Origin of the sequence: Microcoleus sp. PH2017_34_RAT_O_A (assembly GCF_020737885.1) — a bacterium.
In the GTDB taxonomy this organism is placed as follows: domain Bacteria; phylum Cyanobacteriota; class Cyanobacteriia; order Cyanobacteriales; family Microcoleaceae; genus Microcoleus.
This window is the reverse complement of the sequence record NZ_JAEQDD010000073.1, coordinates 33,438-47,757: the sequence shown is the minus strand read 5'-3', so window position 1 is coordinate 47,757 and position 14,320 is coordinate 33,438. Positions and strand designations below refer to the sequence as shown.

Below are 14,320 nucleotides of genomic sequence, written 5' to 3'. Positions count from 1 at the left end.
GATAGTCTACCCGGACAGGGCAGACTTGATTACCTCTTGTATCATACATTCCCCCCTGACAATTAATCCACCCTGCCTAACCCCCCTTAAGAAGGGGGGGACCGGAGTGTTCAAAGTCTCAGTTTGTGAGGGAGAGATTGGAGTGTTCTCTTTAGCCCCCCCCTTAGCAAGGGGGGGGTTGGGGGGGGTAAACCGATGTTGCAAATTAATCCCAACGGCGGCGCTAGGCAAATAACTAACCACAAAATCACGACTAAACAAAGCATGAATCGGGAAGCGGTGCAAGTCCCGATGCGGAATCAAAATCAACTCCGTAATTCCCTCTAATTGCTGTTCAATCGCATCAATTTTCAGGATTGCATTGAGTCGGGCAAATTTACTTACCATTCCCCCATGCCAAGGATGATTTACTTGACTGGTTTTCTCCTTAGATTGATAATCGGTGTATTGTTGATTCCACTCCTTCACCCATTCTTCAAGTTCATCGGGAAAATCGCTGAAACAGGTTTCGGGAGACAACAAGCCATCGGACTTTATGATGAATGTTGTCAGGGATGCGTCGCTGAGATGCCAGTATATCGCGGCTGTTGTGGGATTGAGAAGTTGCTGGATTTGGGCGTGAGTGGGTTTCTTTTCTGTTTCGTAATCGGGAATTGGCAAGGCATCCAGCAGCCAAGATAGGCAGACATTTTTATCGGTTTCTGCTGTGGCTAAGGCTTGGGTAAACTGCCCGGATTGGATGAATATATTTACGGTTAATTGTTCAAAGCTAACTAATTTGTCGGTGAGTTGCTGTTGGGTGAGTTGGGAATAGTCTTGCTCTTTCAGCTTGCTGTGCAATAAATCGGTGGCATCTCGCTGTAGTTTATTGGCTTGTTTTGATTAAATCCTGCAAAAGCTCAAGATGCAGTTTCAGGAAACGATCTTTAGTTAGAGTTGTGAGGGCTTCGTTGTAGCTAACAGCGGCTTTAGCCCAACACTCCTTGGAGTTAGAAGAATTAAGTTTTCCTTCATCGTGATGAGCATTTCCTAGTGCTTGATGCAATAATCCATATCCTTCGGGGTGGGTATTTTGTCGGCAATACTCTAAGCCTGCTTGTAATGTTAATATTTCTCCTTCATAGCCACGCTGTTTCAGGTTGTGAGTTAAAATAGTTCTAGTTACTGGTGGAGAATTAGGGAATTCTCCCTGTAAAATTTCATAAACTACCTGGTTATGTCTAGGTGCGTTCCTGACTGCTATACTCCGATTAATCCAGGCTTGGTGTTTATCTGGTTTGATTTCTAAGGCTTTGTCATAGGAGGCGATCCCTTCTTCTCGCCTGCCTAAATTACCCAGTGTATAGCCCCGATTGTGCCAGGATTTGTCATCATCTGGTTTAATTGCTAAAGCTTTTTCGTAGGATGCGATCGCATCTTTTAACTTTCCTAAATTCCACAGTACAAGGCCCCTATCTCTCAAGGAATTTTCGTAATCTGGTTTGATTGCTAAAGCTTTGTCGTAGGAAGCGATCGCCTCTTGGAACCTTCCTAAATCATACAGTGCATTGCCCCGATTGTACCAAGCTTCGTGAAAATCTGGTTTGAATTCTAAGGCTTTATCGAAAGAGTCGATCGCCTCTTCATATTTTTTTAAATTATCACAAAAGATAATACCCCTGCTGTTCCAGGCATCGTCATCATCTGGTTTGAATTTTAAGGCTTTGTCGTAGGAGGCGATCGCTTCTTCAAGCCTGCCTAATTTACGCAGTGCACCGCCCCGATTGTTCCAGGCTTCGTCATCATCTGGTTTGATTTCTAATGCTTTGTCCCAGGAGGCGATCGCATCTTCATATCTTCCTAAATTACGCAGTGCAACCCCTCGATTGTACCAAGCATTGTTTAAATCTGGATTGATTTTTAAGGCTTTCTCGAAAGATATGATCGCATCTTCATATCTTTTTAAATTATCGCAAAGTATAATACCCCGGTCTCCCCAGGCATCGTAATCATCTGGTTTGAATTCTAAGGCTTTGTCGTAGGAGGCGATCGCATCTTCAAACCTGCCTAAATTAACCAGTGCAATGCCCCGATTGTTCCAGGCATCGTGAAAATCTGGTTTGAATTCTAAGGCTTTGTCGTAGGAGGCGATCGCATCTTCAAGCCTGCCTAAATTATACAGTGCATTGCCCCGATTGTTCCAGGCATCATGAAAATCTGGTTTGAATTCTAAGGCTTTGTCGTAGGAGGCGATCGCATCTTCTAATCTTCCTAATTTACCCAGTGCAGAACCCCGATTGTTCCATGATGCGTAACTATCGGTTTTGATTTCTAAGGCTTTGTCGAAAGATACAATTCCCCCTTCAAAATCTCCTTTCATACATTGCTTAAAACCCCGATCGCACCACGCCTCAGCCTCTCCATCAACCTCCTCGCCCCCCTCACCCGAAACTGGCGGAAACCTAACCAAAATCTCCCTACCAACATTCCCCGCCACATCTCCCAATTCCCCACCCGCAACTCCACCCAACAACTCCAACCTGCGCGCCAATTCCTGAAGCGATACCACCCCATCCGTAGACGCTGTACTCCCCTGCGCGCCCTCCAACAATCGATCGCCAAACCTCCGCAACCAAGCCGCCAAATCACCATTTTTAATCCGTTTTGCGATTAAGAATCCCGCAACATCGCCTCTTCCCCAGCCCTGATTCATCCCTTCGAGAAGTTCCATCAACTTCGCCTCGTATTCCGCATCTGTCAAAGTTGGCGCAGGTTGAGGTGGTGTCGGTTCAATTTTCGGATTGGTGCCGAATAGCCGCTGAATTAATTGTTTGAGGAATTGCCAGATTTTATCTAACATTGGTGAGATGGTGAGGCGGTTTGTTTTTGTTATTGTATAGCCTTTCTCAAAAAGATGAGGTATGACTGGTAGCTTATATAACCATTTCAACTAAGAGGGCTAACGTACCTCTAAGAGGGCTGAAGCCCAACAACGTACCTCTAAGAGGGCTGAAGCCCAACAACGTACCTCTAAGAGGGCTGAAGCCCAACAACGTACCTTATGTTTCTGATAACCGCTATAGCAAGAATTTTGGGGAGCGGTGATCCCTCAATTCATTTATTAGTCGCCCCAGGCCGAATTCGATTCGCCGGGAATCTCAATCGCCCGCAATTTCAAGCACTATTTTACCCGTTACTGAACCTTTTTCTAACAACTCATGCGCTGCTTGAGCTTGTTCTAGCGGGAAAGTTTGGCTGACGTGAATTTTGAGCAAATTACGATCGCACAAACGAGCGCACTGCTGCAAAATCTTCGCCTGCTGTTCCTGTTCCTCCACCAAACCTTGCAGCATCGGTGTTAGCATTAACTCCAGACTAATTCGCAGATTTCGCATTCTCGCTGTTTTCAAATTGCCCAAAGCCGGATCTGGTTCCAAAATTGTTACCAAATCTCCGTAAATCTTCACAGCCGGAATAGTTTGGTAAAAAGTTTCTCCCCCGACTGTATCAAAAGCCAAATCAACTCCTTGGCCCTCAGTCCAAGCCAAAACCCGATCGACAACATCCGTATTTTTGTATAAAATAACTGAATCTGCACCTAACTGCCGTACAAACTCGGCTTTTGCTTCGGAACTAACAGTAGTGCAAACCTCAGCACCCTGCAACGAAGCCAACTGTACCGCGACGTGGCCGACACCGCCTGCACCTGCTAGAATGAGCACTTTCTGACCGGCTTGCAAGCGCCCTCGATCGTACAGCGACTCCCATGCTGTAATTAGAACTAAGGGTGCAGCCGCCGCCTCAACAAAACTTAAAGCAGCAGGCTTGATGGCGAGAAAACGTTCGTCTACAACGGCAAACTCAGCGTAAGTACCGATCGACCCGCCTAAACCCCCGTGGCAGAAAAAAACCTCGTCTCCGACTTGGACACTCTGCACCTCAGCACCGATAGCTTCTACCACTCCAGCACCGTCGCACCCCAAAACGTGAGGAGTTTTCTCGGGGTAAAATGTGCCGCGCGATCGCAACTTAGTATCTATCGGATTGATCCCCGCCGCCCGCAACCGCACCAAAACTTCAGTTTCTGTTTGTATAGTAGGGGCTGAGATATCTTGCAGTTTCAATACGGATGGGCTTCCGGGAGTTTCAAAAACGATCGCTTTCATAGCAGGGTATTAACTCTATTTTCGCCTTCACCTCCAATCCTACCTTGTATTCGTTACTCATCCGTGACGATACTTAGTTATTTTTAATAATATAGACTGCCTTTAATTCAACTGACAATTGACAGTTGACTTGGGACAGCTACCTCTATCTCGAAGTCCGAGGATTGGAGTGATGAATAATCTGATTTTAATTTCTCCCGATCGGGATTCCGGCTTTAAACCAATTCTTTCTGCTAACTACTATAATTGTCGAGCGGTGCTAATCGATGTTCGAGCTAGATTTATTTTTTTACTTTGAGATTCTTGCATACCTTCTGGGATTATCGGCGACTTTAGTCTTCGCGATCGCGATTTATCTCAAGTGGCACCGAAGGCATCCCAGTCTGCCAACTGCCGAAGAGCAACCGCAGTTGGCAGAATTACAGCCAGATTTATCTGCGAGATTGAAAATTAGGAAAAACTTGTTGATTTTCCCCAACTCAAATCTGTTGGCGATCGCTGACAGCTTCTTGGGTAAACTGTTAGGTATTGGCTACAATCTATTCTTAGCCCAGCAACAACGCCCAACTGTGAATTCTTCGCCTCTTGTAGGGCCTTCCACCAGCAAAACCGTTAGTCTGAGCATCGAGGGTTCGATCGACCAAAATGCCGATAGCCCTCCTAACGACAACCCTCCCAAAGCCACCACTTCCCCGCAATTAGAGGAAGACTTGCTAGGTGACATCCTGGCAGGTACTAATTCGCCCGGGGGGACACAATTCTTTGATACCTTAGTTCCCCACTTAGCCTCAGCACTAGGAGTTCGCAGCGCCATTGCTGCCAAATCGATTAAATCGATCGAACGCGCCGATCTAACTCCCGATAAATTACAAGTTATCAGTTTTTGGAGCGACGGACAGCCACAGCCAAACTTTGAGTGCAACACTGCCAATACTCCCGAAGCGCTGGTGTTTGAGCAGGGAATGTACTCCTGTCCAGACCGCCTCATGGAAACCTTTCCTGAAGACCGCAGACCGATCGTTACAGGTTCGCGCAGCTTCCTGGGAATCTTGCTGAAAAACTCCTACGGCGAACCTTTGGGCATTATTTGTATTTTCCACGATCGCCCCCTACTAGAATCACATCTTGCCAAATTTCAGCTAATTATTAGCATCTTTGCCGGACGGGCGGCTGCCGAATTGGAGCGGCAGCGCCTAGAAGCAGCACTCTGCACCGTAGAAGCGAAATACTGCGCGCTTGTAGAACAAATGCCGGCTGTCACCTACATTTCTCCCCTCAACCGCAGCGCTGCCAAACTTTACATCAGCCCGCAAATTGAGACTTTTCTGGGTTATTCTGTAGCTGAATGGAAGGCAGACCCAGATCTGTGGCTGAAACTCGTTCACCCAGAAGACCGCGATCGCGTGTTAGTTGAAAACGCTACACAGAAATTTACCGAGGGAGAAGATATCTTTAGCGACGGGCCGCTGGTGTCAGAATACCGCGCGATCGCCCGCAACGGTAAAATTGTCTGGTTCCGCGATCGAGCGATCGCAGTTCGCGATCGAGCCAGCAACTCCGTCATCCTTCAAGGCGCAATGTTTGATATCACAGAGACTAAAGTAGCTGCCAGCGCCCTGCTAGAAAGCGAATACCGCTATTACACTTTAGCTAAAATACTGCCAGTCGGGATTTTCCGCGCCGACGCTGCGGGAGATTGTTTGTATGTCAACGAGCGATTTTTGGAGATGGCGGGACTGACTGCGCCAAAGGCATTGGGCGAAGGTTGGGCCCAAAGTTTGCATCCCGAAGACCGCGATCGCATTTTGAGCCAGTGGTATCGCGCTGTCAAAGATAAATTGCCTTGTAAGTTAGAGTACCGCTTTTGCAACGGCGACCTCACAACCTGGGTATTTTGGCAAGCAGTGCCGGAAATTGACAACAATGGAGCAGTTCTGGGCTATCTCGGCACGCTGACAGATATCAGCGATCGCAAGCAGGCAGAATTCGCGCTGCAACAAGCCGAAGAAAAATACCGCAGCATCTTTGAAAACGCGATCGAGGGAATTTTTCAAACGAGTGCTGACGGACGCTATATCAGTGCCAATCCGGCTTTAGCCAGAATTTACGGCTACGAGTCGGCAACCCAACTGATCGCAAACATCCACGATATCGAGCACCAACTCTACCTCGATCCCAACCGCCGCGTCGAGTTCTTGGGTGCGATCGAAAAACACGGTTCTGTGTCTGAGTTCGAGTCCCAAGTTTACCGCGCTGACGGAACTACTATCTGGGTTTCCGAAAACGGCCGGGCTGTTCGCGACGCTGGTGGCAATTTGCTTTACTACGAAGGTACTGTCGAAGATATCACTCTGCGGAAAATAGCTGAAGAGAAGTTAGTACACGATGCTTTGCACGATACGCTGACGGGTTTGCCCAACCGAGCTTTATTTATGGATCGTTTGGGACACGCGATCGAGCTTTCAAAACGCCGTCCCGAGGTTTTGTTTGCGGTGCTGTTTATCGATCTAGACCGCTTTAAGGTGGTTAATGACAGTTTGGGGCATTTAGTGGGCGATCGCTTGCTGATCGCGATCGCCCAGCGCCTGGAAATCTGTTTGCGGGCTGGAGATACCGTTGCCCGTCTCGGTGGCGACGAATTCGCTATTTTGCTGGAAAATATCAAAAACACCGATGATGCGATCCACATTGCCGAACGAGTGCAAGCGGAACTGGCACAGCCTTTTTACCTCAACGAATATCAAGTTTTTAGCAGTGCTAGCATTGGCATTGTTTGTTCCGGTTTGCCACAGGATCCCAACAATTTTTCCGAATTTTCTAGTCCAGGAAATCTCGTCCATGTCGATCGGGAAACTGCTTTGTCTTGCCTATCTCCCGACTCTCCTGTTCCCGTCCCATTCCGAATATTGTACGATCGACCAGAAGAACTGCTGCGAGATGCAGATGCTGCCATGTATCACGCAAAGGGATTGGGCAAAGCTCGCCACGAAGTTTTCGACTTAAGTATGCACACTCGCGCCGTCGCCCTTTTGCAACTGGAAAACGAATTGCGGCGCGCTCTAGACTCCCAGGAATTTCAGCTTTACTACCAGCCCATCGTCTCTCTAACTAGCGGTAGAATCAGCGGTTTTGAAGCGCTGCTGCGATGGTATCACCCCCAGCGCGGTTTAGTAGCTCCCGGTGAGTTTATTTTAGTAGCAGAAGAAACTAGATTGATTGTACCTATTGGTTGGTGGATGATGCGATCGGCTTGCTGTCAGATCCACGAGTGGCACGAAAAATTCCCCGCAAATCCGCCGTTGACAGTCAGCGTCAACCTTTCTAACGAACAATTTAAACAGCCGGATTTAATCGATCGCATTCGTGAGATTTTACAAGAAACTCACCTTGACCCCCGCACTTTAAAGTTAGAAATTACCGAAGGCGTGATCGTGGACAATGCCGAATCAGCCGCCGCTATCCTCTCCCAATTGAAAAATTTAGAAATTGAATTATATATTGACGATTTTGGCACAGGCTATTCTTCTTTGAGCCGCCTGCACACTTTTCCCACTGATGCCTTAAAGATCGATCGAGCTTTTGTGAGCCGCATGACTGAAGATGAAGGAAACGAAGCTATTGTACAGACTATTTTGATCTTAGCCAGTCATTTAGGCATGGATGCGATCGCTGAAGGAATAGAAACCATCGAACAGCTTAACTTGCTCAGAGCGCTGCAATGCGAATACGGACAGGGATACTTTTTCTCAAAGCCTGTAGACACCATCACAGCCACAGGTTTGATCGAAAGTCAACCCAAATGGTAATCGCGAATTGGGAATTGGGAATCGGGAATTGGGAATCGGGAATTGGGAATTAGAAGTTAAAACATTCTTCCTTCTTCCTGAATTTCCCCCCTTGGGGGGCATCTGACGGGTGTAGGTTTTTGGGTAAAAGCCTTATCCCATAAGAGTTTGAAATTTTAAGAGGCAAAAGCCCAAAACCTTTGCACTGTCTAGATTTGCTGGGTTTTGCCAGGGGAAAACCTACACCTGTCAGGGGGGCATGGGGGTTGACTTTTTCCTTCTTCCTTCTTCCTTCTTCCTTCTTCCTTCTTCCTTCTTCTTTAAACTTTCGCTTCCAAAGACTTGAGAAACTCCGTATTTACGCCCGACTCCCGAGTCATAGCAATTTTTCCAGTACGAGCAATTTCCTTAATCCCAAATCTATTTAGAACCTGGACGATCGCCACCATCTTACCCGGATCTCCGACAACTTCCAAAGTCAGCGTATCATCACCAATATCCACCACTCGCGCTCTAAAAATCTGAGCTAACTCAATGATCTCCGATCGCGTCCCGCTAGCAGCATTAACTTTCAGCAACATCAACTCCCGTTCCACACAGGGAATTTCCGTTATATCCTGAACTTTAAGCACATTAATCAACTTGTACAGTTGCTTGGTCAACTGCTCGATAATCTGGTCATCTCCCGGTACAACCATCGTAATCCGAGACACTCCCACTTGCTCTGCTGGGCCAACTGCCAGACTTTCAATATTAAAACCCCGACGGGCAAATAAACCAGCAATTCGAGTGAGGACACCCGCTTCATCTTCAACTAAAACCGAAAGAGTGTGTTTCATTTCTCCAAAAAAGACGCATTTTGTGCAATTCTACTGTCGCCCATTCGCCTTTTAGCAGAAGTGCACGCCCATTGAACCTGCCTTAGACATTTTATCCCGAGTTATTGGCCCTTCATGTCCGAGAAAAAAGCTCTTGATAAATTTCGCTTTTACCGCAGTCTCGATCCCCCTAAATCCCCCTTAACAAGGGGGACTTTGATAGCACTCCTGTCCCCCCCTTCTTAAGGGGGGTTAGGGGGGATCGGCTCGATCTCAACCTTAAACCCGCCCCAACCCGGTGCTGACGGCACCCGATCCAAGTTTTTTGTGTACGAACGTACACAATTACTCGATGGCAGAAAAAACTTTTCAAGTCTGGTGGCTGGCGAAAACTGCAATTTTGACACCAATTGGTGACAAAACTGCGAAGTACCAAGCCACCATAACTTACATAAAAACCCGGTGTTGCAGCGATGGCATTTGGCGGCGGACTTGTTCTAGCCGATCGGGATTAATCTCTGCGATCGCCACACCCGGTTCCTCTCCGGCATCCGCCAAAACCGCACCCCAAGGGTCTACAATCATCGCGTGACCGTGAGTTTGACGGCGGCCGTAGTGGTGTCCAGTCTGCGCCGGGGCGATCGTATAACAAGTATTCTCGATCGCCCTCGCTTGCAACAAAACCTTCCAATGATCCTTGCCAGTGTAAGCAGTAAACGCCGCCGGCACGAACAAAACATCAGCACCCTTGTGCGACAAATGCCTGTAAACTTCCGGGAACCGCACGTCATAGCACACCGAAAGTCCCAGCGTCCCCAACTCCGGCGACACATAAACCGGCGGCAAATCTTCACCAGCTTTCACCGTGTTTGATTCCCTGTAAGTAATCCCGTCTGGCACATTCACATCAAACAAATGTACTTTTTTGTACCTTGCCACTTCGCTACCGTTTGGGTCTACTAGCAAGCAAGTATTGTATACCTTCCCCCCATCCGTCGGCACGGGAAATCCGCCGCCCAGAATCGTCACCTGGAACCGCTGGGCCATGGTTTTGAGGAATTTTTCGCTTTGGAGTCCGATCGCCTCTGCTTGAGCAATCTTCTCCTCCTCTTCTCCCATAAACGAGAAATTTTCTGGTAAGGAAACTAACTCCGCACCCCGACGCACTGCCAGGTCGATTAATTCCTCTGCCTGCACCAAATTTTTTTGCAGGTCAGGCAAGCTAGTCATTTGAATTGCTGCGGCGAGATAAGACTTCATCGATTCACAATATTAGTCATTAGTCAGTTGTCAGTTGTCAGTTGTTAGTTGTTAGTTGTTATTGGTTCTTGGTTCTTGGTTCTTGGTTCTTAGTAGCTATGCCCCATGCCCCATGCCCCATGCCCCATACCCTATGCCCCATGCCCCATGCCCTATGCCCCATGCCCTATGCCCACTTCATGTTACTGAGAAAGTCTATAGAGTTTGAGAGTTTTGATGTTTGAGCTTTAAATTAACCTTTAACTCATCACTCAAAACTCAAAACTCTCAACTTTTTTGCCCTAATTTTTGAGACCTAATTCCGGTCAAATCTTAAGGCATCGGATGGAAAAGCAAGTCAGGGAAAAAGCGGTTAAATTCAATCAAACCCGCAGCTTGAATAGAGAACCAAAGTGCTGCCAATACTGGTGCGCTTGAAAGAAACTTGAGAAAATATTGCATGAATTCTGCTCCTGAAAATTCGAGACAGTTGGTAATTGCCGATCGCTCGGTAAGACACTAATTGCTAACTTGCAGTTAATCGATTAACTGTTAGCTATTAGCCTTGGCTCCATTTCCCTATTTTAGCGGGGGGAAACAGTAATTTCGTCGTCCTTGGCAAACATTTCACCAGTGGTGATTTCTTTGAGTGCTGCCAGAGGCCACAAAAAGCCAGTCAGCATACAGGAGATTGCCACAGGAACGTCGATAATAATCTCTTTTTCCTCTGGAGTTGCAGATTTTTTGGCAATTTGCAGATAAGCGCGGCCTACCCAACCAATCCAACCAGCAATATACAAGAACAGCACGCTAGGAATCAAAAAGTCGCCAGCCTTGTCCAAGCTGCCGTCTACGATTAAGTGCGGGTATCCTTCCGGGCCGCACATAGCTTGAGAATACATCTCGAATCTTGCCTTGGCAGATGCCGGATCGCCATTGGTAGAACGTGCATTTTTAGCCAGTTCCTTGAATTCGGGAGAGTCCTTGCACGGCACTAAATTGTAAGCCGAAGCAACTGGAACAAAACTGATCCACAGACTAACCACTAAAATTGCAGCAAACAATCGTCGCATGAAATTGTTTCCTTTTGTTACAAAACAATAAGTTTTTGTACAAGCATTTCAACTTGCCGATCGCGAATCCAGATTACCGCACTTGCTGAGGGTGTAAAGTCTCCATCATAGAGGCGGCAAAGCCCAAAAGAATGAGGGATTCGGGTTTCATAGGTCAGTGCGAGAGCTTAGTAATACCGCTAGGATATTCCACAGCTTGCATTATAATTCGATCGCCTCCGACCCACTCCAACGGCTGGCAAATATCCGCAAGCAATAACCTGAGAACAGATCGAGCCGGGGGACTTGCGCCGAATTCGTTAAGCTAGCAATAGCTAACCTATCAAATAAAATTACCAGTTAATGGCAACCATTTTCGCGATCGAAACAAGTTGTGACGAAACAGCAGCAGCAATTGTTAAGAATCGTCAAGTTTGCAGCAATGTTGTAGCATCACAAATTAAAATCCACGAGCAGTACGGTGGGGTAGTCCCGGAAGTGGCTTCGCGGAGTCACCTAGAAATGCTAAATCAGGTAATTGCCCAGTGTCTGAGTGAAGCCAACCTGAGTTGGTCAGAAATTGACGGCATTGCAGCGACTTGTGCCCCCGGTTTAGTAGGTGCATTGTTAGTCGGGCTGACAGCGGCGAAAAGCTTGGCAATAGTCCACCAAAAACCTTTTTTAGGCGTCCACCACCTCGAAGGGCACATCTACGCTTCTTACCTCATCGAACCAGACTTGCAGCCGCCGTTTTTGTGCTTGTTAGTTTCCGGGGGACACACCAGTTTAATTTATGTTAAAGATTGCGGCGTTTACGAAACAGTCGGACAAACGCGCGACGATGCGGCGGGCGAAGCTTTTGATAAAGTCGCCAGACTGTTGCAGCTAGGATATCCCGGCGGGCCGCTGATGGACAAATTGGCCGCCCTGGGAAATCCCCAAGCATACCCCCTACCTGAAGGCAGAATTTCCCTACCTGGTGGCGGATATCATCCCTACGACAGCAGTTTTAGCGGGTTGAAAACGGCAGTTTTGCAGTTAGTGCAGAAACTCAAAAAACTAGATATTAATGCTGGTGGCGAAGGCGTCTTGGCTGCCTCTACAATTAATGATATTGCGGCGAGTTTTCAAGAAACAGTAGCGAAGGGTTTAACCAAAAGAGCGATCGACTGTGCGCTAAATTTCGGACTCACTACCATAGTAGTCGGCGGCGGAGTCGCAGCCAACAGCGGACTCCGAAAACATTTACAAGCAGCCGCAGTTAAGCACAACTTGCGAGTATTGTTTCCCCCATTAAAATATTGCACGGACAACGCAGCAATGATCGGCTGTGCGGCGGCAGAACACTTTCAGCGAGGACACACATCACCGCTAACATTGGGAGCCAATTCGCGGATGGCTGTTAGCGATATCATGGAACTGTACAATCTGAATGTTGATGCTTAGATCCGACGTACAGTTGAAACCGCGTCTGTACAAAGGAAGTATTTGTAGGGTGTGTCGCCCTCAAAAATGCCTAAAAGTCGATCGCAAATCTTGTAGCGACGAACCTTATACCATATTTGATGCAACAAACTCGAAAATTTATGGTAGCAAAATTTTTTATAAATTAGAACTCTTGCAAAAGTCAAATTTACCCCCCTTAGTCCCCCCTTATCAAGGGGGGAAACAAGAATAATCTTACCCCCTCCCCTGATTCAAGGGGAGGGTTGGGGCGGAGTGCTTTGTATTTTTGCAAGAGATAAATTGTACCAAGTGCGTCGCCATAAGATTGTCGATATTTGTTTGGGAATGTTTGAGGGCGACACACCCTACGACTCTCAACTGTCAACTGTCAACTCTTTCTTAAATCATGAAAATCCGCGACGCAGTAGAAAGCGATTTATCCGCAATTGTCCAAATATACAATGCAGCAATACCGGGGAGAATGGCCACAGCAGATTTAAAACCAGTCTCAGTCGAAAGCCGCCTCGCATGGTACAGAGAACACTCGCCCTATTCTTTGCCGATTTGGGTAATGGAATCAGAAAAAAAAATCGTCGGCTGGCTGAGTTTTCAGCTTTTCTACGGACGCGCCGCCTATCAGCATACCGCAGAAATTAGCATCTACGTCGCGCCCGATCGCCAAAGCTGCGGAATTGGACAAAAATTATTGCAATCGGCAATTGCGCGGAGTCCAGAATTGAGACTTAAAACCCTGATGGCAATAATTTTTGCTCACAATCAGCCGAGTCTAACGTTGTTCCAGAAATTTGGGTTTCAGCAGTGGGGATATATGCCGCAAGTCGCCGAACTTGATGGCGTTGAAAGAGATGTGATAATTTTGGGTTTGCGTTGTTTGTAGGGACTGATATCAATTCCGGCTGCGCCGTCAGGTGACAAGCGAGGAGACGGCAGTGCCGTGTCCCTACAATTGATCGCGGTAGGGACACGGCACTGCCGTCTCCTCCGTCTCCATTGATCTGAATGTTTGCTCAATCTGCTAAAATTGTAATTTCATCCAAAGATGCGATCGCCACATCAGCCTTTTCCAAATGACTAACCAGGGCATTCCCCCAACAAATCCCGATGCAGCCAGCCGCGCCAGCATCTTTCCCCATCTGAATATCACCCGCCGAATCTCCCACCATCAAAGTTTCTGCGGGATCTACTCCCAGTCTTTCACAAGCTAACAAAAATAGTTTCGGATCGGGTTTATTCAGATGTACAGAATCTACACCCATTTCTAACTGAATATATTCGCTTAATTGGTGAGCTTTCACAAGTTTTTCTACCGCTTTTGTTGTCGCAGCCGAAAGAATTCCTAGTTTCAAGCCAGCTTCAGACAGAGATTTTAATACTTCCAAACTGCCAACAAACAAAGGAGAAGGTGGACTATTTTTTAACATTTGGTCGGCTTCATCAAAAGCGCGTTGAGCAATAGTTAAAGATTCTATCCATCCTCTGCCAGTTTCCGCGATGTATCCTGCCGCCACAATTTCGTTTTCCCGGCGGCTACCGACTGCTAGCAAGCCCGTGGGGTCGATTTTACCAACTTCGATGCCGAAAGCCATTTGTAATGGCTCTCCAACGCCTGGGATTTGAGCATCTACGAGGCGCGATCGCTTCATCCCTAAATGTCTCAAAAATTCTTGAGAATCCTCTAGAGTACCATCTTTGTCAAAGATTACGGCTTGAATATTAGAGAAGCTAATGCCTCGACATTTAATAGTTACCAAGAATCAAAACTCCTTAATTTCTATATTTTATTGTATTGTCTCATATTGTGCTATTTTTGGCAA

General features: G+C 47.1%; 11 protein-coding genes. 3 read left to right on the top strand and 8 right to left on the bottom strand.

Annotated features, from left to right (window positions below; genetic code table 11):
• Positions 1 to 6: 6 nt before the first annotated feature.
• The 3 genes from JGK11_RS22320 to JGK11_RS22310 form a co-directional block, all read right to left on the bottom strand.
• A complete protein-coding gene (locus tag JGK11_RS22320; protein ID WP_293212928.1) occupies positions 7 to 840 on the bottom strand; it encodes a hypothetical protein in 834 nt (277 codons plus the stop codon).
• A 25-nt stretch (positions 841 to 865) separates the two neighbouring features.
• Positions 866 to 2,839: a tetratricopeptide repeat protein gene (locus JGK11_RS22315; protein ID WP_293212926.1), complete on the bottom strand. Its 1,974-nt coding sequence runs from the start codon at positions 2,837 to 2,839 to the stop codon at positions 866 to 868.
• Positions 2,840 to 3,137: 298 nt separating this feature from the next.
• Entirely contained in the window at positions 3,138 to 4,145 is a 1,008-nt protein-coding gene (locus tag JGK11_RS22310) for a zinc-dependent alcohol dehydrogenase family protein (RefSeq protein WP_293212924.1), read from the bottom strand.
• 266 nt (positions 4,146 to 4,411) lie between these two features.
• Between JGK11_RS22310 and JGK11_RS22305 the strand changes: the two genes are divergently transcribed.
• On the top strand, positions 4,412 to 7,951 hold the full coding sequence (locus JGK11_RS22305) for a GGDEF domain-containing phosphodiesterase (RefSeq protein WP_293205701.1): 3,540 nt from the start codon (positions 4,412 to 4,414) through the stop codon (positions 7,949 to 7,951).
• A gap of 299 nt (positions 7,952 to 8,250) precedes the next feature.
• On the opposite strand, the gene ilvN is transcribed toward JGK11_RS22305, so the two are convergent.
• The 4 genes from ilvN to JGK11_RS22285 all read right to left on the bottom strand — a co-directional run bounded on the left by ilvN (position 8,251) and on the right by JGK11_RS22285 (position 11,060).
• Entirely contained in the window at positions 8,251 to 8,769 is a 519-nt protein-coding gene (ilvN, locus tag JGK11_RS22300) for an acetolactate synthase small subunit (RefSeq protein WP_293128958.1), read from the bottom strand.
• A gap of 426 nt (positions 8,770 to 9,195) precedes the next feature.
• On the bottom strand, positions 9,196 to 10,008 hold the full coding sequence (locus tag JGK11_RS22295) for a carbon-nitrogen hydrolase family protein (RefSeq protein ID WP_293183194.1): 813 nt from the start codon (positions 10,006 to 10,008) through the stop codon (positions 9,196 to 9,198).
• A gap of 312 nt (positions 10,009 to 10,320) precedes the next feature.
• Entirely contained in the window at positions 10,321 to 10,449 is a 129-nt protein-coding gene (psaJ, locus tag JGK11_RS22290) for a photosystem I reaction center subunit IX (protein ID WP_293183192.1), read from the bottom strand.
• A 122-nt stretch (positions 10,450 to 10,571) separates the two neighbouring features.
• Positions 10,572 to 11,060, bottom strand: a complete 489-nt coding sequence (locus JGK11_RS22285; protein ID WP_293183190.1) for a Photosystem I reaction center subunit III — start codon at positions 11,058 to 11,060, stop codon at positions 10,572 to 10,574.
• A gap of 342 nt (positions 11,061 to 11,402) precedes the next feature.
• Here JGK11_RS22285 and tsaD point away from each other — a divergent pair, with 342 nt between their 5' ends.
• Positions 11,403 to 12,485 carry a tRNA (adenosine(37)-N6)-threonylcarbamoyltransferase complex transferase subunit TsaD gene (tsaD, locus tag JGK11_RS22280; protein ID WP_293183188.1) on the top strand — a complete coding sequence of 361 codons (1,083 nt, stop codon included), beginning with the start codon at positions 11,403 to 11,405 and terminating at the stop codon, positions 12,483 to 12,485.
• Between the two features lie 406 nt (positions 12,486 to 12,891).
• Complete coding sequence (locus tag JGK11_RS22275) at positions 12,892 to 13,383, top strand: GNAT family N-acetyltransferase (protein WP_293183186.1); 492 nt, start codon at positions 12,892 to 12,894, stop codon at positions 13,381 to 13,383.
• A 130-nt stretch (positions 13,384 to 13,513) separates the two neighbouring features.
• On the opposite strand, the gene JGK11_RS22270 is transcribed toward JGK11_RS22275, so the two are convergent.
• Positions 13,514 to 14,257 carry an HAD family hydrolase gene (locus JGK11_RS22270; protein ID WP_293212922.1) on the bottom strand — a complete coding sequence of 248 codons (744 nt, stop codon included), beginning with the start codon at positions 14,255 to 14,257 and terminating at the stop codon, positions 13,514 to 13,516.
• Positions 14,258 to 14,320 lie beyond the last annotated feature (63 nt).

What these genes read in the sequence shown, in the direction of transcription:
- JGK11_RS22315 (WP_293212926.1), bottom strand. Translation starts at nt 2,839, where the DNA reads ATGTTAGATAAAATCTGGCAATTCCTCAAACAATTAATTCAGCGGCTA.
- JGK11_RS22310 (WP_293212924.1), bottom strand. Translation starts at nt 4,145, where the DNA reads ATGAAAGCGATCGTTTTTGAAACTCCCGGAAGCCCATCCGTATTGAAA.
- JGK11_RS22305 (WP_293205701.1), top strand. Translation starts at nt 4,412, where the DNA reads ATGTTCGAGCTAGATTTATTTTTTTACTTTGAGATTCTTGCATACCTT.
- ilvN (WP_293128958.1), bottom strand. Translation starts at nt 8,769, where the DNA reads ATGAAACACACTCTTTCGGTTTTAGTTGAAGATGAAGCGGGTGTCCTC.
- JGK11_RS22295 (WP_293183194.1), bottom strand. Translation starts at nt 10,008, where the DNA reads ATGAAGTCTTATCTCGCCGCAGCAATTCAAATGACTAGCTTGCCTGAC.
- psaJ (WP_293183192.1), bottom strand. Translation starts at nt 10,449, where the DNA reads ATGCAATATTTTCTCAAGTTTCTTTCAAGCGCACCAGTATTGGCAGCA.
- JGK11_RS22285 (WP_293183190.1), bottom strand. Translation starts at nt 11,060, where the DNA reads ATGCGACGATTGTTTGCTGCAATTTTAGTGGTTAGTCTGTGGATCAGT.
- tsaD (WP_293183188.1), top strand. Translation starts at nt 11,403, where the DNA reads ATGGCAACCATTTTCGCGATCGAAACAAGTTGTGACGAAACAGCAGCA.
- JGK11_RS22275 (WP_293183186.1), top strand. Translation starts at nt 12,892, where the DNA reads ATGAAAATCCGCGACGCAGTAGAAAGCGATTTATCCGCAATTGTCCAA.